Raw genomic sequence first — 18,726 nt, forward strand, 5'->3', positions numbered from 1 at the left:
TAGCCCGTGCGTCCTTCACCGCTACAGCTGGTCAGGTTCATAGTCGAAAAACGCCGCTCTCGGGAGCACCTGCTTTTCCCAGAGCCTCTGTTTGTCTGCCCTACCCAGCCGTGCAATATCGGCAGCAGCGTCCCAATTGTCACGGATACTCGACACGAGATTGTCAATAATCTCCCGGCCTTGTGCTGCGCTGAGCCCGTATGTCTCGGACTCGCCCACCAAAGCTGCGAAGTTGGAGACCTTCGCGCCGCGATCACCGCGTCCGTAACGCATCGCCTGTTCGAAAGTATCGCCGGACCTCTGCCCTGGGGCCAGATCGTAAGCCGGTGTCAGTTCCAAATGTTTCCCGTCCCAGAACGCCGCGTGATTTCGCGCGTGATCGTCGTTGTTGCTAATGGCAATATTCATCGCGATGCGTTGAAACAGCTCTGGTCCTGGCTTGGTGGCATCCTTGGCGTACTCGCGGAGCACATCAAGGATCTGGGGGTATGACACGTACCGTGCGTACATCTCGTCCGTCTCGGCCATGGTCAGCCCCGACACTGCGTGGCGTCTCCCGCCCGCCCCGTCACGGTCGAATCGCTGGACAAGAAGGACTTCCCGTCCGAGAGACGGCACAACCTTGCTATCGGCCACGTTCATACCGGCGCGCCGGGCTAGTTCAAGCATCGCCCCCTCAGCGTTTACCACCGAGAAGACGCGGTCGTCGGACGAGGAAAACTTTGCGAGCCACTCGCTCCCGTCATCCTCAGTGAGCGTCGCCTTGGGACGCGCACCTCCGAGGCTGGTGCCATGAATCATGGCTGCCTCAAGACTTGCCGAAAGCTCGCCGCCTTCATCGAGGATGGTGGCGGCCCTGTGCAACTCGTCCAAGGTTGCCGAGTCATCCCTGGCCACGTACTCATCCCGATCAACTTGGAAGTCCAAAGCGCCGAAGCGGTTCGAACCCGAACTCAGCATGTAGTCGATCTCGCTAAGGGAGTTTGGGGCAACATTCCGCCTCCTCTCAATGACACCGCGACCCCACCTATCGGGGCTGCCATCCCTGAGAACGCCAGCGATGCTCAGTCCGTCTGAAGGCTCCTGCACTCCTGGCCGAAGGGGAAGCTCAGGGGCGAACAGGCTGATAGCGTCCGGGCGGGATCTGTAATTCAGGCCGTAGATGAACGTGACGAGCGGCCCGGATTGCTCCACCCTCCCGGCTACCACAGGCTCGGTTCCGCCCGGCAGCCAAATCCAAACGTAGAGCTCGTCAGAAATCGTCATCGACACTCCTGCTCTTCGGTCGGCGCACACGGCTGGGTAGGAGAGCCAGCATCTCCTCCCCACGCTGACGACGAATCGCCAGCTCTGCACGGTCTTCAATACCGAAGATGGGAACGCCTACGAGGTCCGCGAGTTCCATCATGGTGCCTACGGCCGCACCGCGGCTGCCGGCCTCAGCTGCGAGTACCGTCTGCTCCGAGACATTCGCACGAGCCGCCAGTTCCTTTGCGGTCCATTTTCGTTCTGTTCGTCCTTGGCGGATGAGTTGCCCCCACACGGTTAGGGCGTCCTGAATATGAGGACGAAGGGGGACGCTACGCTTCGCCATAACCAGCCTTCTTAAAACATCGCTTATTGCCCTTTAGAGATGTTTTATTATAGCGGTACCGCCGCCTTCAAGACGATGCTTGTCTGGAACGGAGGGAGTTGTCAGAATGTCCAGATCCGGGGCATAGTGTGAAGCCATGAGTGAGAAGACCAGCGAAGTCGAAGAACACAGCACCCGCGGGGCGTACGTCACCGGCAGTGAGTTCACCCGGGACACCAATTACATCGAGGACAGAATCACCCGCGACGGTGCCGCCGGACCCAATGGCGAGCCTGGCTGGCCTGTTGAGCCGGGGCGGTACCGATTGATCGCAGCAAGGGCGTGCCCCTGGGCCAACCGCGCTGTCATTGTGCGCAGGCTGCTGGGCCTTGAGGACGTCATCAGCCTCGGCCAGCCCGGCCCCACCCACGACGCACGCTCCTGGACCTTTGACCTGGACCCCGACGGCAAAGATCCCGTGCTCGGCATAGAACGCCTCGAGGAAGCATTCTTCCGCCGTTTCCCGGACTACCCGCGGGGCATCACGGTTCCGGCGCTTGTGGACATCCCGAGTGGCCAGGTGGTGACCAATAACTTCCCGCAGATCACCCTCGATTTCTCCTCGGAATGGACAGAATTCCACCGTCCGGGCGCACCGCAGCTATACCCGGAGCACCTGCGCGAGGAAATCGACACGGTCAACAAACGCGTCTTTACCGAGGTCAACAACGGCGTCTACAGGTGCGGATTCGCCGGATCCCAGGAAGCGTACGACGCCGCCTATACCCGGCTCTGGAACGCTTTGGACTGGCTCGAGGAGCGGCTGGCGGGGCAGAGGTACCTGGTGGGCGATTCCATTACCGAGGCCGATGTCCGGCTCTTCACCACGTTGGCGCGCTTCGACGCCGTCTATCACGGACACTTCAAGTGCAACCGGAACAAGCTCAGCGAGATGCCGGCGCTGTGGGCCTACGCCCGGGACCTGTTTCAGACGCCGGGGTTTGGGGACACCATCGACTTCGTGCAGATCAAGCAGCACTACTACATAGTTCACGAGGATATTAACCCCACGCAGATCGTCCCCGCCGGACCCGATCTATCCGGCTGGCTCACCCCGCACGGACGCGAAGCCCTGGGCGGGAGCCCGTTCGGCGAGGGAACTCCGCCGGGACCGGTGAAAGCTGGGGAGGAAGTAGCTGCGGGGCACGGAGCGGGCTAAGCGTCCTGGGCTCATGCCCGCTCGGCCCCCCGTTTATGCCTCGTCTATGCCTCGTCTATGCCACACCGTGATTAAGCTCGGCGCGCGTGGGCGGGTTCGCGCCTGCCCGTGACACCGTAACTGCAGCCGCCCGTGTGGCGTGATCCATGATGGCTTCCAAGGTTTCTGCAGGCATCGCCCGGAGCTCTGCGCGGTTCTGCGCGCCATCCAGCCCGTGGTCCACAATCGCGGACAACAGGCCGGCCATGAATGAGTCCCCCGCACCCACGGTGTCCACCACGTTCACGGACGGGGCGGCAACCTGCGCTTCCCCTGCCCTGGTCACACCCCAGGGACCCTGCGAACCCCGCGTGACCACTACCAAAGCCGGGCCTTCCGAGCCGCCCAACGTCAGCCAGCGGCGTGCGGATTCCACCGGATCAACACCGGGGTAGAGCCATTCAAGGTCCTCATCCGAGGCCTTCACGACGTCGGACAGCACCACGAAGCGCTCGGCCTGGGTCCGTGCGTATTCAACGTCCGTAATGATGCTCGGACGGCAGTTGGGATCGAAGCTGATGGTGCTGTTCGGGTGGGCATACTCGACGGCGGCAAGCACCTCCGCTGCGCCAGGCTCCAAAGCGGTGGCGATCGAACCTGTATGCAGCAAAGTGGCGCCTTGGAGCATCAGCGGCAACCGCGCGGCGAGTCCGGGCAATTCCCAGGCGAGGTCGAAAACGTAGGTGGCGGCGCCGTCGTCGTCGATCTGCGCTGTGGCCACGCTGGTGGGCTTTCCGTCGGGCGGAAGCGGCACCATGACCGAACTCGACCGCAAATGCGCAGCAATGGAATCACCGTAGGCGTCCTTGCCGTAGCGGCCGATGAACTGCACAGGGTGGTCCAGGCGAGCCAGGCCGACAGCCACGTTCAGCGGACTGCCGCCAACGTGCGCCTCAATTCCGGACGGACGTTGCACCACATCAACAAGGGCCTCACCAATGACTGTCAGCATGGGACAACTCTGCCAGAGGTCGGGAGCGCCCGACCAACAATTACGAGAGCAGCCGTTGCACCAATTCCCGGCACTTTTTATATGCCACGGCTTTTGGATCAATCAGGTCGAAGTGGTCGCCGGGTACGCGAAGCAACTGGGCTGCGCTTCCAGCAGCCGTAGCCGCAGCAACATATGCCTCGGACTGGCTGGCGGGAACGTCCTCGTCATCCGTGGCGTGAACGGCATATACGGGGACATCCAGCGGCAGCGAACTCATGGGATCCGCATACTTATGCCGTTTGGGGTATCTGGCGGAATCGCCGCCCATCAGGTTGCACACGGCGCCGTTGCTGAGGTTCAGCTTCTCCGCGGCGGCGAGGTTCAGGAGGCCGGACTGACTGACGACGCCGGTCAGGTGCACGGCGTTGTCCTCCGGGCTGCGCTGGAGCTGGCGATCGGCGTCGGGCGTTCCGATGTCCGAGAGCCGCTGCCGGCCAGCAGCCCAAACAGCCAAATGGCCGCCGGCAGAGTGACCCAGGGCCACCACTTTGCCGAGCTGGAGGTTGTGGTCGCCGGCAATGGTGGACAGGTGGTCGATGCCGGCCAGGATGTCCTCGAAAGTATGGGGCCAACCACCACCGTTACCGGCCCGCCGATATTCGAGGTTCCAAGCAGTGATGCCGTGCGCTGCCAGATCCCGCGCGAGGGGCTCGCCGAGCTCCGCGCCGTACTGTGAGCGCCAATAACCGCCATGGATCACAACAGCGATTCCACCGGCAACCGCAGACGCGCCACGATGGTTTCCGTTGGACGGTTCAGGTATGAAGAGTTCGCCCCATTGGCTGGGGTGTTCGCCGTAGCTGTACTTGTGCCGCAACATTGCGCCCTCCTTTGTACTGAGCCTATCGTGACGATTCACTGGTTTGGCTAGAGGCACCCCGACGGCGAGTGGCTCGGTTCAGTGTCGGACCCGCACCGTAAGCTGGGGGCATGGCAAGCAATTGGGACAGCCTGGACCAGGAACAGCGCGACGCGGTAGAGGCGAACGTGGCGCTCTATGAGCGTGTCCGCCCAGCTTTGAAGCGGGTTACGCGTGATGTCCTGCTGACCTTGAGGGACATGCTGAACGACGCCGAGGTCACACCTTTGTTCGTCACGGGTCGGACCAAGACGGTGGAGTCATTCCGGGAAAAGATTTCCCGGACGGACGATCCCCTGGAGCCGGGCGGGCCTCGGTTGCTGAAGTTCCCGGATCCTTTCCGCACGTTGAACGACATGGTGGGCATCCGCGTGATCACCAAGTTGCCGGCCGAAAACGCTGCCGTTGCCAACATCATCAAGCGCCAGCGGCAACTTTTTGATTGCCGTGGAGACCGGGAGAAGGACATCGGTTCAATCGAGTCCGGAACCTACGGTTATTCCAGCCGCCACCTCATTCTGCGCACCATCCAGAACGAGGCCGTCAAGGAGTACCAGCACGTCTTCAACCCGGAAATGCCCGCCAACGGCAGCTACTTCTTCGAATGCCAGATCCGCACCGTCTTTGCGCACGCGTGGAGCGAGATCGAGCACGATATCCGTTTCAAGGCCGAAGACCCGCGCGCCTGGACCCCGCATTTCGACCGCCAGTTCACGGCCACTGCAGCCATGCTGGAAACGGTGGAGAGTGCCTTCGCCGATCTTCACGAGCGGTACGAGGAAGTCCGCGGCTACTGGGACCTTGAGGGTGAGGGCGGCTCACCGCTGACGCCCAACAGGGTCCGTGACGTCTGGCGTACGCTCCTTCCTCACGTTGACCGTAAAGTTGATGATGACTGGGGATGGGCTGCCGAACTGCTTGCCGCCCACGGACTGACCAAGACCGTGGAGCTCGCCGGACTGCTCAGCGCCAACCGGATCACCGAGGTCCGCAAGGCCCTGGACCATCGCTATTCCCCAGGCCCGGACCGCCTTTTGGATGACCTCCTGCTGTGGCAGTACGGAACCGGACACATCGATCTCACCGCTGAGGCGCCCGACGTCGTCCCGCACCCGCGGCGCGACAGCCTCCAGCGGCGCCTTAAGCAGATTGAGCGCTACCGCCAGACTGCGCTCTAGGACAACTGCACTGTAAGGACCCATGACTCCCGAGCAACTCATGTCACTGCGGGCGACGTTCCGCTCGCCCCGCCGCCTCTTGACTGAATCCCTCGCGGGGCTCGTTGTGGCCCTGGCTTTGATCCCCGAAGCCATTGCGTTCTCCGTGATTGCCGGGGTGGATCCGCGTATTGGCCTCTTCGCATCATTCACCATGGGCGTGGTCACGGCCTTGGTTGGCGGCCGTCCCGCCATGATTTCCGCGGCCACCGGTGCCGTGGCCTTGGTGATCGCCCCGGTGATGAAGGAACACGGGCTCGACTACTTGATTGCCACGATCATCCTGGCTGGCGTTTTCCAGATCATCCTGGCGGTCCTGGGTGTCACGAAACTGATGCGCTTCATCCCCCGATCCGTGATGATCGGGTTCGTCAACGCCCTGGCAATCCTGGTGTTCATGTCCCAGATGCCCGAGCTCTTCAACGTGCCGTGGATGGTCTATCCCATTGTCATCGTGGGCCTGGTGATCGTGTTCGGACTGCCCCGCATCACTACCGCCATTCCTGCGCCGCTGGTGGCGATCGTGGCCATCACGCTGGTGACCGTACTGGGTGGCATCGACGTTCCCACCGTCAGCGACAAAGGCGAACTCCCGGACAGCCTGCCCGGGTTCTTCCTTCCCAACGTGCCCCTTAACCTGGAAACCTTCCAGATCATTGCTCCCTTCGCGCTGTCCATGGCACTGGTGGGCTTGCTGGAATCGCTGATGACGGCCAAGTTGGTGGACGACATCACGGATACGCGTTCCAACAAGACACGGGTGTCCTGGGGCCAAGGTGCCGCGAACATCGTCACCGGTTTCCTTGGTGGCCTGGGCGGGTGTGCAGTGATCGGCCAGACCATGATCAACGTCAAGGGCTCAGGGGCTCGAAGCCGCCTCTCGACCTTCCTGGCCGGCGTGTTCCTGCTGGTGCTGGTGGTTGTCCTAGGCGATGTTGTGGGCATGATTCCCATGGCGGCCCTGGTGGCGGTGATGATCTTCGTTTCGCTGATTACCTTCGATTGGCACTCCATCCTGCCCTCCACGCTCAAGCGACTGCCGAAGTCTGAAACCGCCGTCATGCTCATCACCGTCGCTGCGGTGGTGGCGACGCACAACCTGGCGGTGGGTGTCGGCGTCGGCGTCCTGACCGCCATGGTGCTGTTCGCGAGGCGGGTAGCCCACTTCGCCACGGTGGAGCGGACCGAACTGGAGCTCAACGGCGAGCATGTTGCAACGTACACCGTGGACGGCGAACTCTTCTTTGCCTCGTCCAACGATCTGTACACGCAGTTCGACTATGCGAAAGATTCCTCAGAAGGCATAGATCGGGTGATCATCGATCTCCATGGTTCACACATCTGGGATGCCTCCACGGTGGCGGTGCTGGATTCAGTGACCGAGAAGTACTGGAATCATGGGCGGGAAGTGGAGTTCATCGGGCTCAACGAGGCCAGTATTCGGATGCGCGAGCGCCTCGCGGGGAAGCTCAACTCCTGACCCCAACCAAGTGACATATACGCTCCGACGAATGTCACGAAGTCGCGGGGCCGCCGGGGTGAATGTGAGCATGGATGAATGCTTGAGGCAACCAATTCCCCGTCGAAAACCGAAGAAGCCGCTACCCCTGCCAACCCCGCACTTGCTGCGGAAGCCCGGATTGCACGCATTGCCGTTACCGTATTCCCCATTTTGGTAGTGGTTGCAGGCGTGCTTGGCTTCCTGCTTCCGGACCTCTTCAAACCGATGGGCGTCGCGGTTCCCTACCTGCTGGGCGTCATCATGTTCTGCATGGGCCTCACGCTGACCCCGCCCGACTTCGCCTCGGTAGCACGGCGCCCGTGGGCTGTGGCGCTGGGCATTATTGCCCACTACGTCATCATGCCCGGTGCCGGCTGGCTCATTGCAGTGCTCCTGCAGTTGCCGCCGGAACTGGCCGTCGGCCTGATCCTCGTCGGCTGCGCCCCGTCCGGCACTGCGTCCAACGTCATGGCATTCCTGGCCAAGGGCGATGTGGCGCTGTCCGTGGCCGTTGCCTCGGTTTCCACCTTGATCGCGCCCATCGTGACGCCCGCACTGACGCTTTTCCTGGCAGGCTCCTTCCTGCACATTGACGCCGGGGCCATGGTGATGGACATCGTGAAGACCGTCTTGCTGCCCGTGATCGCCGGACTGTTGGCCCGGCTGTTCCTTTCGAAGCTCGTCGCGAAGGTTCTTCCGGCACTTCCTTGGGCCTCCGCCGTCGTGATTTCACTGATCGTGGCGATCGTCGTGGCGGGCAGTGCCAGCAAGATCGTGGCTGCCGGTGGGATCGTTTTCCTCGCAGTAGTCCTCCACAACGGGTTCGGCCTGGGCCTTGGCTACTTGGCGGGCAAGCTGGGCAGGCTGGATGACAAGGCACGCCGGGCCCTCGCCTTTGAGGTTGGCATGCAGAACTCCGGCTTGGCCGCGACCCTGGCCACCGCACACTTCAGTCCCCTGGCTGCCCTGCCATCCGCAGTGTTCTCGCTCTGGCACAACATCTCGGGGGCGATCGTGGCAGCCTGGCTGGCACGACGGCCCCTGATGGACTAGCTCCTAAGACTGCGTGGTGCCGCGGTGGTGCAGCTTCCACGGCGATGCCACCCGGATGCCCTCCGCCGGGGTGGTGCCCGCCAAGCGGTCAAGCAGCATCCTGACTACTTGCTCGAACATCGGCTCCGGACCCACGGTGGTGAGCGCCGGATCATATTCCTGGCCTTCGGTAGAGTTTCCCACTCCCACGATTTGGACGTCCTCAGGGACCCGTAGGCCCAGGCGGTAGGCGGCGCGAATGGCTTGCAAAGCTTCCATATCGTCCGTGCAGAAGATGGCCGTGGGCCGGTCCGGAAGTTGGAGCAGCTGCAAAGCCGACTGGTACGCTGTGGCCGGCTGATGCTGCGATGTCCTGACCAAGGACTCGTCCAGGGGTATGCCTGCCTTCTTCAGTCCGGCTGCGTAAGCATTGAACCGGCTTTTGGGCCGGCCATCCGGAGCGGCCATGCGGATGCAGGCGATCCGACTGTGGTTTGCAGTGAGATATTCCATGCACTCCGCCAGCCCTTCGTCGGATTCGGGAGCCAGGACATCGAACCCGGCGGGCTTCATGGTTCCGGAGATCACCACTTGCGCAACCCCGCGGCGGGCCAATTCGGTCACTGTTTCATCCTCGGAGCGCGCTTCCGGGAAGTAGCCGATGATGACGCCATCGGCGCCGCCGGACATCATGAACTTCCTCCAGTCGTCGCCCAGGAGGATGACCGGCTGGTAACCGTGCTCGGGGAGAATCCGGGCTGCGGCTGTTGCGAGGGCCCGGTCCCACGGCCAGTCCAGGTTTCCAATGGCCACCGCCACCACATCCGTCTTGCCGCGACGCATCCCCCGGGCTGCCTGGTTGGGCACATACCCGAGCTCCTTGACCGCGGCCAGAACCCTGTCCTGCGTGGGCTGGCTGATCCGGGTTGTGCCGCCGTGACGGCCGGAGAGAACGTAGGAAACTGTTGTCAGCGATACATCCGCCGCCATCGCTACGTCCCGGATGGTGGGCTTGGATCCCTTGCTCACGTTGCGACTCCTGGTAGACGGCCAATCTCTTGAACTCTAGCCGCAACCGGCGTGGACTCCCCTTGACGCAATTAGTTGAGAACGTTAACAATTGCGGGAGCCTACAAATACGAGCGGGAGATCTTTCGATGAAGAACTGGGCAGGAAATCTTGAGTACTCGTCTGCGGACGTCCAGCGGCCCACAACCGTGGAGCAGCTGTGCGGGCTGGTAGCCAAGGCAACGCAGATCAAGGCCCTTGGTTCCCGGCACTCCTTCAACACCGTTGCCGATACCGAAGGCACCCACCTCCTCCTCGATGCCCTTCCGCAGGAGGTCGTTTTGGACACCGCCAAGGGCACGGTGAAAGTCAGCGGTGGCATCAGCTACGGCGCCCTCGGCCGCGCGCTCGAGGAACAGGGCTATGCCATCCACAACCTGGCCTCGCTCCCCCACATCTCCGTTGCGGGTGCCATCCAAACCGGCACGCACGGCAGTGGAGTCAACAACCCCTCCTTGGCTGCCGCCGTCGTCAGTATTGACCTGGTGCGCGCCTCCGGCGAGCTGGTGACCCTGACCGCGGACGACGACGAATTCCTCGCCAGTGTTGTGGGCGTGGGAGCCTTGGGCATTGTCACGGGACTGGAGCTGGCAGTCCGGCCGAGCTTTGAGGTCCGGCAGCGCGTGCTCACCGGGCTGTCCTGGGATGGCGCTTTGGCGAACTTCCAGGCCATTGCTTCCAGCGCGTACAGCGTCAGCTTCTTCACGAACTACACCGGCGACACCATCCCCCAGGTTTGGCTCAAGGCGCTGGACTCCGAAGCTCCCCTGCCTGATTTGTTCGGGGCAACGGCTGCGACGACGGCCATGCACCCATTGCCGGACATGTCGGCCGAAAACTGCACGGAACAGCTGGACGTGGCCGGGAAGTGGCTCGACCGCTTGCCACACTTCCGCCACGAGTTCACCCCCAGCAACGGAGAAGAACTCCAGAGCGAATTCCTTTTGCCGCTCGACCAGGCACCGGCTGCCCTGCAGGCCGTCCGGGCCCTCGCCCACAAACTGGCCCCGCTCCTGTTCATCTCGGAAGTCCGGACCATTGCGGCTGATGAATTCTGGCTCAGCCCGTTCTACCAGCAGCAAAGCGTAGCGCTGCACTTCACGTGGAAACCCGTGCAGCAAGAGGTGGAAGCTGTGCTGCCCGAGCTCGAGGAAGCTCTGCGCCCGTTCGGTGCCCGGCCGCACTGGGGCAAGCTGTTCACGCCCGGCCAGTACGACTTTGCCGCACTGTACCCGCGGTTCGAAGACTTCCGGGCCCTGGTGCAGGCCCACGATCCCTCGGGGAAGTTCCGCAACGAGCTCCTGGACAGCGTGCTGGGCGTAGCCGTTAAGTCCTAGCCCCCAACCACGTTGCCCACCCTCTGTTCCCTCGCTGGCTGCAACGGGAAAGGGTTGTCAGCGTGGTTGGCGGGTTTAGGAGATGTGCGCCAACACGGCGCCGGCAGTGACCACGCCTCCTGGCGCGGACACGACTTCCGAGAGCGTTCCTGTGCGGTGGGCGGGGACCTGGGTTTCCATCTTCATGGCCTCCAGCACCACCAAAGGGTCACCGGCGGATACCTCTTCGCCGGGTTCGACAAGCCACTTCACTACTGTTCCGGCCATGCTGGAGACGAGGGCTGATTCGGCCGGGGAGTCACCTGTGCCGATGACAGAACCCGGCGTATCGGTCGATGGTGAAAAGGCCGGAACACCCTGTCCGGAGCGGGCCCAACCATCCAGGAGGTCAGCCGGGAGCCCCACAGCGAGGCGTTTTCCGTCGACATCCACGGTGATGGTTCTGCGCTCACCCTCCGGGGCCATCACTTTGAACTCCGGATCCACCGGGATCTGGTCTGCGAAGTCCGTCTCTATCCAGCGGGTGTGGACCCGCATCCCGGCAACGGAGGTGAAGTCCTCGGACTCCAGGACTGCGCGGTGGAACGGCAAAACGGTCGCCAGGCCGGTGATGTTGATTTCGGCAAGTGCCCGGCGTGCACGGCGGAGTGCCTGTTGGCGGTCAGCGCCCGTCACGATCAGCTTGGCCAGCAGCGAGTCGAACTGGGGCGCCACGAACGATCCGGAACGGACTCCGGTGTCCAGGCGGATGCCCGGACCGGTAGGTGCCTCGAAGACGGCAACGGTGCCTGGTGAGGGAAGGAATCCGCGGCCGACGTCCTCGGCATTGATGCGGAACTCGAAGGAGTGGCCCCGCGCCACAGGATCTTCCAGGACGCTCAGCGGCAGGCCGGCGGCGATGCGGAACTGCTCCTGCACCAGGTCGATACCTGCGGTTTCCTCCGTAATGGGGTGCTCAACCTGGAGCCGTGTGTTCACCTCAAGGAAGGCCACGGCACCGTCGGCCGAGACAAGGAACTCCACCGTTCCGGCACCGTAATAGCCGGCTTCGCGGACAATTGCCTTGGCACCTTCGTAGATTTGTTGCCGCTGCACGTCACTGAGGAACGGGGCGGGAGCCTCCTCCACCAGCTTCTGGTGGCGCCGCTGCAACGAGCAATCGCGGGTGCCCACTACAACTACGTTCCCGAGTTTGTCTGCGATGATCTGTGCTTCCACGTGCCGCGGCCGGTCGAGGTACTGCTCCACGAAGCACTCGCCGCGGCCAAAGGCGGCAACAGCTTCACGGACTGCGGAATCGAACGCTTCCTCAACTTCGCCGAGCTCCCGGACCACCTTCAGCCCGCGGCCACCACCGCCAAATGCGGCTTTGATGGCGAGGGGAAGTCCGTGCTGCTCAGCGAAAGCACGGGCCTCCGCAGCCGACGAAACAGGGCCGTCGCTGCCGGCAACCATGGGTGCGCCCGCGCGGACGGCGATCTCCCGTGCCGTGATCTTGTTGCCAAGCAAGCGGATGGACTCAGGTGAGGGGCCGATCCACTCGAGGCCGGCGTCGAGTACCGCCTGTGCGAAGTCCGCATTTTCGGACAGGAAGCCATATCCGGGGTGGACGGCGTCCGCACCGGACTGCGCTGCGATATCGAGGAGTTTCCCCATGTTCAAATACGTTTCAGCCGGCGAATTTCCCACCAAGCTGTAGGCTTCGTCGGCAGCACCGGCATGCATGGCATCGGCGTCGATGTCCGCGTAGACGGCGACAGACTGTATGCCTGCGTCATCGCAGGCTCTGGCGACGCGGACTGCTATTTCGCCACGGTTCGCGATCAGGACCTTGCGCATCAAATACTCACTTTTCTGGGGACTTGTTGGTGGTGAAATCCGGGGAATCCGGGACGAGGCGGAAGCGGATCCTTCCGCCGATGGGAACCTGCGCGGCGAGGTCAAGGTGTTCGGCACGCACCACGCCAATCACCGGGTATCCGCCCGTGATGGGGTGGTCCGCCAGGAAGAGGACCGGCAATCCGGCCGGCGGGATCTGGAGGGCTCCGGCCATGGTTCCTTCACTGGGCAGTTCGCCATCCCGCGTGCGCTGCAACGGCGTTCCGTCCAGGCGCATGCCCACCCTGTTGGACTGCGGTGTCACCAGCCACTCCTGATTGCAGAGCGACTCCAGGGCATCGGCGTCGAACCAATCCGCCCGCGGCCCGGGAATGACGTCGAGCACAGTGACTCCCGTTCCCCGGAGGTCCGGGAAATCCGGCTGGAGTTCGGGGCTTCCCACCGCTGTGGACGCCGTTTCGTCACCCACAGCAAGGACCTGCCGGATGGTCAATGGGGCGGGTCCGATCCCGCTCATAGTGTCCGCGGACCGGCTGCCCAGAACTTTTGGAACATCCACACCACCACGGATCGCGATGTAGTTCCGGAACCCCGCTTCCGGAGTGCCCACAGTGAGGACTTCGCCGTCGAGCAATGCGAAAGGAGCGGCCATGGGAACGGTCCGCGTAGCACCCGGCTGGGCGCCGGCGTCGTCCGCCTCTTCGGCTTCAACCCACGACGGCGACTCGATGGTCAGGGTCGTCGGCGCACCGGTCACAGCAATCACCTGATCACCAACAGCTTCCAGTGCCAGCCCGCCGTTGACCGATTCGATGGCCGCAGCTGAAGCGGCGTTCCCGACCAACCGGTTGGCCCGACGCAACGAGGCCCTGTCCAGGGCGCCCGCAGCCGAGACACCGAGGGGACCATAGCCTCGGCGGCCGAGGTCCTGGATAAGGCTCTGCGCGCCTGGGTTCAGTATCCGCAGGCCGGGCTCAGCGTGATCCTCCTTATCGGGTTCGCGCGCTGGGGATTCAGCAGCCGTGACCACCTCGCGGACGGCCCGGTACTGGACCCGGTCACCTGGCCGGACAAGGGCCGGCTGTGCCCGGTCCAGGTCCCACATCCTTGAACCGGTGCGTCCAATGAGCTGCCAACCGCCCGGAGACCGGCGCGGGTAGACCGCGGAATACTGTCCGCCGAGAGCTACGGATCCGGCCGGCACAGCCGTCCGGGGGGAAGAGCGTCGTGGAACCGTGAGGACTTCATTTTCGCCCACCATGTAACCAAACCCCGGCGCGAAACCTGCAAAAGCAACAGTCCAGATCTGGCCCGTATGGGCGGCTACGACGCCCTCAACACTCAGGCCGGTGAGCTCCGCGACATCCGCCAGGTCCTCGCCGTCATACACGGTATCGATGACCACCAGCCCGGAATCGGTCACGTCCGGCGCAATGAGTTCCAGCTCCAGCAATCGTGCGCCGATTGCCCGGGTGGCCGCTGCGGACTCACCCACCACCATGACAGTTTCTGCGGCGGCCAGAACATCCACTTGTCCCGGCAGCGGGGACTTGTTGAGCATGCCCTGCAAGGCAAGGACGTCCGGGAGTCCGTCCAGTTCCGCCAGCACGGCACGGGTGCCCACCGGCCTAACGGAGCGAACCCGCTTGGCAGTGGCTGTGTGCATCACGGTTCCCATTGTTCGTTACGCCGCCGGCTGGGCGTGCGTCCCCTGCATGAGCCGGACGTCTTCTTCCGGCTTGGGGTCGCGGCCGAGGAGCATGCCAACGATCGTGACAATGGCAGCAACGAGGATGTAAACGGCAATCAGGTACCAGCCGCCGGTTCCTCCTCCGTAGAGGAGGGTGAAGATCACCGGGGCGAATCCGCCGCCGATGACGCCGGCCAGGGTGTAGGCCAAGGAACTGCCGGCATAGCGAAGCCTTGCCGGGAATTGCTCGGTGATGAAGGCAGCCTGCGGACCGTACATGAAGGCGTGGAGCGCCAGGCCGATAACAGCGCCCAGGATCAGCATTCCAACGGACTTTCCTTGAATCATCAGGAAGAATACCGGGATGTAGGCCGCGGTTGCAGCGGCAGCGATGCCGTAGACCCAGCGGCGGTTGAAGCGGTCCGTCAGGGCGCCGGCAAGCGGGATCAGGAAGAGTTGGAAGGCCGAGCCGATCAGGATGGCGGACAGCACGTTGCCCGTGGTCATTCCCAGTTCCTTGGTGGCGTAGACGGCCACGAACACGGTGAACAGCGAGTAGAGGATGTCGGGGCAGATGCGGGAAAGCGAGGCAGCAATCAGCGCCCGGGGCTGGGTGGTGAAGACTTCTTTGATGGGAGCCTTGGGACGGTCTCCCTGGGCTTGGATGGCCTTGAACACTGGGGTTTCCTCCAGCTTCAGGCGGATCAGCAAGCCAAAGACCACCAGCACTGCCGAGGAGAGGAATGCCACACGCCATCCCCAGGAGAGGAAGGCCTGGTCGCTGAGCGAAGCCGCAAGAATGGCGAGGACGCCGTTGGCCATCAGGTTTCCTGCCGGCGGGCCAATCTGTGCCGCCGACGACCAGAAGCCGCGCCTGTTGGGGTCGCCGAACTCACTCGAGAGCAGTACGGCGCCACCCCACTCGCCGCCGACTCCGATGCCCTGCGCGAGGCGCAACAACACAAGGATGATCGGGGCCGCCAGGCCAATCACTGAGTAATCGGGCAAGGCTCCGATGAGGACTGTGGCTGCGCCGATCAGCAGCAAGGTGAAGACCAGGACGTATTTGCGGCCGATCTTGTCGCCGAGCCGGCCAAAGATGACGCCACCGATCGGACGCGCAAAGTAGCCAACTGCGAAGGTGGAGAAGGACAGGATGAGCGCAACGAATTCGTCGTTGCCCGGGAAGAAGATCTTAGGGAACACGAGGGCCGAAGCCACCGAGTAGATGGCGAAGTCGTAGTACTCAAGCGAGGTGCCGGTGAGGCTGGCGATGTACGCCTTGATGGCGCCGGCCGGTGGCTTCCTTGTCACGGCCCTGGCTGCCTTGTTGGTGCTGGTCATGATTTCCTCCGGGGGGATGAGGGATGTGATGCAGAGTCTTGTTGCAGTTAGAGGAACGAGCCGACGGTAACGCCGGCCTCGCCCAGAGCGGACTTCACGGCGGTAGCCATTGCCACGGCTCCGGGTGAGTCACCATGCACGCAGATGCTCTCCGCGCGGATTTTCAGGATGGAACCGTCACGGGTCTTGACGGATTGTTCGGTGGCCATGCGCAACACGTGTTCAGCCACTTCTACGGGGTCATGGAGAACCGCGCCGGCTTGTGAGCGTGCCACGAGTGTTCCGTCCGGGTTGTAGGCACGGTCAGCAAAAGCCTCAGCAACGCCACGAAGTCCTGCTTCTTCAGCGAGACGCAGCACTTCGGAGCCCGGGAGGCCGAGAATCGGGAGGTTGGGGTCCACCGACTTAACAGCATCCACCACGGCACGCGCCTGGGCCGTGTTCTTGACGATGGCGTTGTAGAGGCCACCATGCGGCTTGACGTACTGGACGCGGGCACCAGTGGTGGCGGCAAGCGCCTGCAGCGCACCAAGCTGGTAGACCACGTCATCAGCCAGTTCAACAGGATCGATGTCCATGAAGCGGCGACCGAATCCAGCGAGGTCCCGGTAGCCAACGTGGGCACCAATAGCGACGCCGGCCTTGGCCGCCTTTTCGCAGGTGCTGCGGATGACACTGGGATCGCCGGCGTGGAAGCCGCACGCAACGTTGGCGCTGGAGACGGAGGTGAACATGGCAGCATCATCGCCGAGCGTCCAGCGTCCGAAAGACTCTCCGACGTCGCTGTTCAGATCGATGGTTGCCATGATGTGATCCCTGCCTCGTGATGTGCGTTACATCCAGCATGCACCAATCTGCTGGATTGTTCAACAATCCAGCGATCCTATTTTTCGGCAATCGTGTAATTTTGGAGTTATGGCCAGTGAAGATCAGGAACCAAGCGAACACGCTGGCTTTGACGGTGCGCGGGCACGCGTCCGCATGAAAGTCCCCTCCGTGGCAGAGCGGGTCGCTGAAGAACTGCGCTACCAGTTGGCCGAAGGCTTCCTGGTTCCTGGCGCCAAACTGACCGAAGCCACCATTGCCGAGGATTTGGGCGTCTCCCGGAACACGGTCCGGGAAGCTTTCGCGGAACTGGCCGGGGAACGGCTTCTCCTGCGCCAGCCCAACAAGGGCGTCTTTGTGGCAACCCTTGAAGCAGGCGATATCCACGATGTTTATACGGTTCGCCGCGCCATCGAAGTCAGCTCCATCCGGGCGGGGGGTTCACCGGAGCGCATTGCCGCCGTCAGGGCCGCCGTCGAAGAGGGCAAGCGGGCCGCTGCGGCCAACGACAACGAGGGCCTGGGCAGCGCCAACCAGCACTTTCATGGCGCAATCGTCGCCCTGGCCGAGAGCACCCGGCTGGACACGATCATGGCCCAGATCCTGGCGGAGATGCGGCTCTACTTCCACAAAGCCACCATGAACGCCCACTTCTACAGCGATTGGCTCAAGGAAAACGAGCACATCTGTTCGGCGCTGGAAGCCGGCGAACTGGAGCGTGCCGCGGACCTTCTCCTTGCCTACCTCAACCGCTCAGAGCAGCAGCAAACAACAATTCACGGCGAGTAGTCAGCGCTCCTCCCCAGTTGGTCACCCCAAACGCGCCAAATTCCCGCTACTTGGGCGCAGGAACGCATCAATTTCCCCACCAACCGGGCAGGAGCGTCACGGCGGAGTGATCCAACCGGGCAGGAGCGTCACGGCGGAGTGATCCAACCGGGCAGGAGCGTCAGCGTTTGCCCTTCTTGCGTGAACCTTTGCCCCGGCCCTTGTCCGGATTCGGAGCGTAGCGCTGCGCGACCGCAGGCTTCCTGGGGCCTCCACCGCGGCGATCCGGCTTGGGTTCCTTCTTGGGCTTCTCCTGCTGCGCCGAGGGCTGGCGCGAACTCTGTGCGGTTCGCCCACGGACAATGCCGATGAATTCCTCGATCACCGGACTGTCAGTACCAATCAGCCATGCCAGGCCAATCTGGGTGGTGGGGGCACCGGTCAGGCGGCGCATCACAGTGTCCTTGGCATTCAGGTGCCGTGCCACCGACATGGGCAGGATTGCGAGTCCGGCGCCGGAGGCAACCACTTGGAGGGCCATGTCCGGCCCGCCCATCTCGTCAATGTCGAGGAAGTTCTCCTCGGAAAGATCGTCGAGGGCCACCTCTTCAAACACCGAAATCTCGTGCCCCTTGGGAGCCACAACCACGGGCTGTTCTTCATACAAAGGGATGACGTTCAAGCCTTCGCGCTCAACGGGCAACCGAACGAAGCTGAGGTCGGCGGAACCGTCACGCAAAACCGAAACCTGGGCGGCGTCGTCGGACATGAAAGAGTGCAACGGGAAGTTCGGCATCCGTTCTTCCCACCGCCGGATCCATTTCCCAGGAGTCACACCGGCAACATAGGCGAAGCGGAGGCCGGCTAGGGGTTCGGTTGTTTCGGCGGAATCTTCAGCGTCTGGCACACACTCACAGTACCGGCCAGATACCCTTGAAGCATGACGTCCTCGAACTCCCAGTCCATGAAGCCGGCAACCGTTGCCAAGAAACTCGGCATCTACCTGCCCGCAACACCCCAGGAGTTCCAGGATTCGTCCATCTCCCGTGAAGAATTCGCTGAACTCCAGGCCAACCCGCCGGAGTGGCTCGCCGAACTGCGCCGCAACGGCCCGCACCCGCGCCCGGTGGTGGCGCAGAAGCTGAACGTCTCCATCAGCGGCCTCGCACGCGGCGGCGTCGAGGATGCGCTGACGACGGCGGAGATCACCGAGCTGCTGCAGACTCCGCCGCAGTGGCTGGTCACCGAGCGCGCCACACACGCCGCTGTCCGGTCCGAGGCGCAGCGTGTCAAGGACGAGGCCGCCAAGAAGGCCGCAACGAAGGAAGCCCGCGACAACGCTGCCGCAAAGCGCGATGCTCCGAAGACCTCCAAGCGCGACCACGCGTAGCCTTCACGAACTGTGGCCGGGACCTGCGTCC

General features: G+C 63.1%; 17 protein-coding genes. 7 read left to right on the plus strand and 10 right to left on the minus strand.

Translation table 11 applies throughout. From position 1 onward, the window contains the following. Window positions 1–21: 21 nt before the first annotated feature. Together BLQ01_RS05125 and BLQ01_RS05130 are read right to left on the minus strand one after the other, a co-directional pair. Window positions 22–1,266, minus strand: coding sequence for a type II toxin-antitoxin system HipA family toxin (locus BLQ01_RS05125; protein ID WP_091550472.1), 1,245 nt, complete (start codon window positions 1,264–1,266; stop codon window positions 22–24). After that, window positions 1,253–1,594: a helix-turn-helix transcriptional regulator gene (locus BLQ01_RS05130; RefSeq protein ID WP_026540958.1), complete on the minus strand. Its 342-nt coding sequence runs from the start codon at window positions 1,592–1,594 to the stop codon at window positions 1,253–1,255. The genes BLQ01_RS05125 and BLQ01_RS05130 overlap by 14 nt, the downstream gene beginning before the upstream one ends. 136 nt (window positions 1,595–1,730) lie before the next feature. Between BLQ01_RS05130 and BLQ01_RS05135 the strand changes: the two genes are divergently transcribed. After that, on the plus strand, window positions 1,731–2,792 hold the full coding sequence (locus BLQ01_RS05135) for a glutathione S-transferase family protein (RefSeq protein ID WP_091550473.1): 1,062 nt from the start codon (window positions 1,731–1,733) through the stop codon (window positions 2,790–2,792). Between the two features lie 55 nt (window positions 2,793–2,847). Here the strand turns inward: BLQ01_RS05135 and BLQ01_RS05140 are convergent, their stop codons facing one another. Next, complete coding sequence (locus BLQ01_RS05140) at window positions 2,848–3,783, minus strand: carbohydrate kinase family protein (RefSeq protein ID WP_026547226.1); 936 nt, start codon at window positions 3,781–3,783, stop codon at window positions 2,848–2,850. A 40-nt stretch (window positions 3,784–3,823) separates the two neighbouring features. Beyond that, the gene (locus BLQ01_RS05145; RefSeq protein ID WP_026540961.1) at window positions 3,824–4,645 is read right to left on the minus strand and encodes an alpha/beta hydrolase fold domain-containing protein; all 822 of its coding nucleotides are present in this window, start codon (window positions 4,643–4,645) and stop codon (window positions 3,824–3,826) included. Window positions 4,646–4,755: 110 nt separating this feature from the next. On the opposite strand from BLQ01_RS05145, the gene BLQ01_RS05150 reads away from it, so the two are divergent. The 3 genes from BLQ01_RS05150 to BLQ01_RS05160 all read left to right on the plus strand — a co-directional run bounded on the left by BLQ01_RS05150 (window position 4,756) and on the right by BLQ01_RS05160 (window position 8,455). Next, window positions 4,756–5,862 (plus strand): GTP pyrophosphokinase, encoded by a 1,107-nt coding sequence (locus tag BLQ01_RS05150; RefSeq protein WP_026540962.1) that lies wholly within the window; start codon window positions 4,756–4,758, stop codon window positions 5,860–5,862. Window positions 5,863–5,884: 22 nt separating this feature from the next. Next, window positions 5,885–7,381 carry a SulP family inorganic anion transporter gene (locus tag BLQ01_RS05155; protein WP_091550475.1) on the plus strand — a complete coding sequence of 499 codons (1,497 nt, stop codon included), beginning with the start codon at window positions 5,885–5,887 and terminating at the stop codon, window positions 7,379–7,381. Between the two features lie 78 nt (window positions 7,382–7,459). After that, window positions 7,460–8,455, plus strand: a complete 996-nt coding sequence (locus BLQ01_RS05160) for a bile acid:sodium symporter family protein (RefSeq protein ID WP_026540964.1) — start codon at window positions 7,460–7,462, stop codon at window positions 8,453–8,455. Window positions 8,456–8,458: 3 nt separating this feature from the next. Here BLQ01_RS05160 and BLQ01_RS05165 read toward each other — a convergent pair whose 3' ends face one another. Continuing rightward, on the minus strand, window positions 8,459–9,463 hold the full coding sequence (locus BLQ01_RS05165; protein ID WP_091550476.1) for a LacI family DNA-binding transcriptional regulator: 1,005 nt from the start codon (window positions 9,461–9,463) through the stop codon (window positions 8,459–8,461). Between the two features lie 128 nt (window positions 9,464–9,591). On the opposite strand from BLQ01_RS05165, the gene BLQ01_RS05170 reads away from it, so the two are divergent. Next, entirely contained in the window at window positions 9,592–10,839 is a 1,248-nt protein-coding gene (locus tag BLQ01_RS05170; RefSeq protein ID WP_091550478.1) for a D-arabinono-1,4-lactone oxidase, read from the plus strand. A 75-nt stretch (window positions 10,840–10,914) separates the two neighbouring features. On the opposite strand, the gene BLQ01_RS05175 is transcribed toward BLQ01_RS05170, so the two are convergent. From BLQ01_RS05175 to BLQ01_RS05190, 4 genes are read right to left on the minus strand one after another with little or no spacing between them, the layout of a single operon-like run. After that, window positions 10,915–12,678: an acetyl/propionyl/methylcrotonyl-CoA carboxylase subunit alpha gene (locus BLQ01_RS05175; RefSeq protein ID WP_091550479.1), complete on the minus strand. Its 1,764-nt coding sequence runs from the start codon at window positions 12,676–12,678 to the stop codon at window positions 10,915–10,917. A 7-nt stretch (window positions 12,679–12,685) separates the two neighbouring features. Continuing rightward, on the minus strand, window positions 12,686–14,356 hold the full coding sequence (locus BLQ01_RS05180) for a 5-oxoprolinase subunit B/C family protein (protein WP_091550481.1): 1,671 nt from the start codon (window positions 14,354–14,356) through the stop codon (window positions 12,686–12,688). Between the two features lie 6 nt (window positions 14,357–14,362). Further along, window positions 14,363–15,712, minus strand: coding sequence for an MFS transporter (locus tag BLQ01_RS05185; RefSeq protein ID WP_091550482.1), 1,350 nt, complete (start codon window positions 15,710–15,712; stop codon window positions 14,363–14,365). 47 nt (window positions 15,713–15,759) lie between these two features. Then, entirely contained in the window at window positions 15,760–16,518 is a 759-nt protein-coding gene (locus tag BLQ01_RS05190; RefSeq protein ID WP_026547237.1) for a LamB/YcsF family protein, read from the minus strand. 109 nt (window positions 16,519–16,627) lie between these two features. Here BLQ01_RS05190 and BLQ01_RS05195 point away from each other — a divergent pair, with 109 nt between their 5' ends. After that, complete coding sequence (locus tag BLQ01_RS05195) at window positions 16,628–17,326, plus strand: GntR family transcriptional regulator (protein ID WP_026540971.1); 699 nt, start codon at window positions 16,628–16,630, stop codon at window positions 17,324–17,326. 160 nt (window positions 17,327–17,486) lie between these two features. Here BLQ01_RS05195 and BLQ01_RS05200 read toward each other — a convergent pair whose 3' ends face one another. Further along, window positions 17,487–18,212 (minus strand): LysR family substrate-binding domain-containing protein, encoded by a 726-nt coding sequence (locus BLQ01_RS05200; protein WP_026547239.1) that lies wholly within the window; start codon window positions 18,210–18,212, stop codon window positions 17,487–17,489. Window positions 18,213–18,245: 33 nt separating this feature from the next. Here BLQ01_RS05200 and BLQ01_RS05205 point away from each other — a divergent pair, with 33 nt between their 5' ends. Then, window positions 18,246–18,695: a DUF5997 family protein gene (locus BLQ01_RS05205; RefSeq protein ID WP_026540973.1), complete on the plus strand. Its 450-nt coding sequence runs from the start codon at window positions 18,246–18,248 to the stop codon at window positions 18,693–18,695. Window positions 18,696–18,726: the final 31 nt, after the last annotated feature.

Origin of the sequence: Arthrobacter sp. UNCCL28, from assembly GCF_900102805.1 — a bacterium.
Lineage (GTDB): Bacteria > Actinomycetota > Actinomycetes > Actinomycetales > Micrococcaceae > Arthrobacter > Arthrobacter nicotinovorans_A.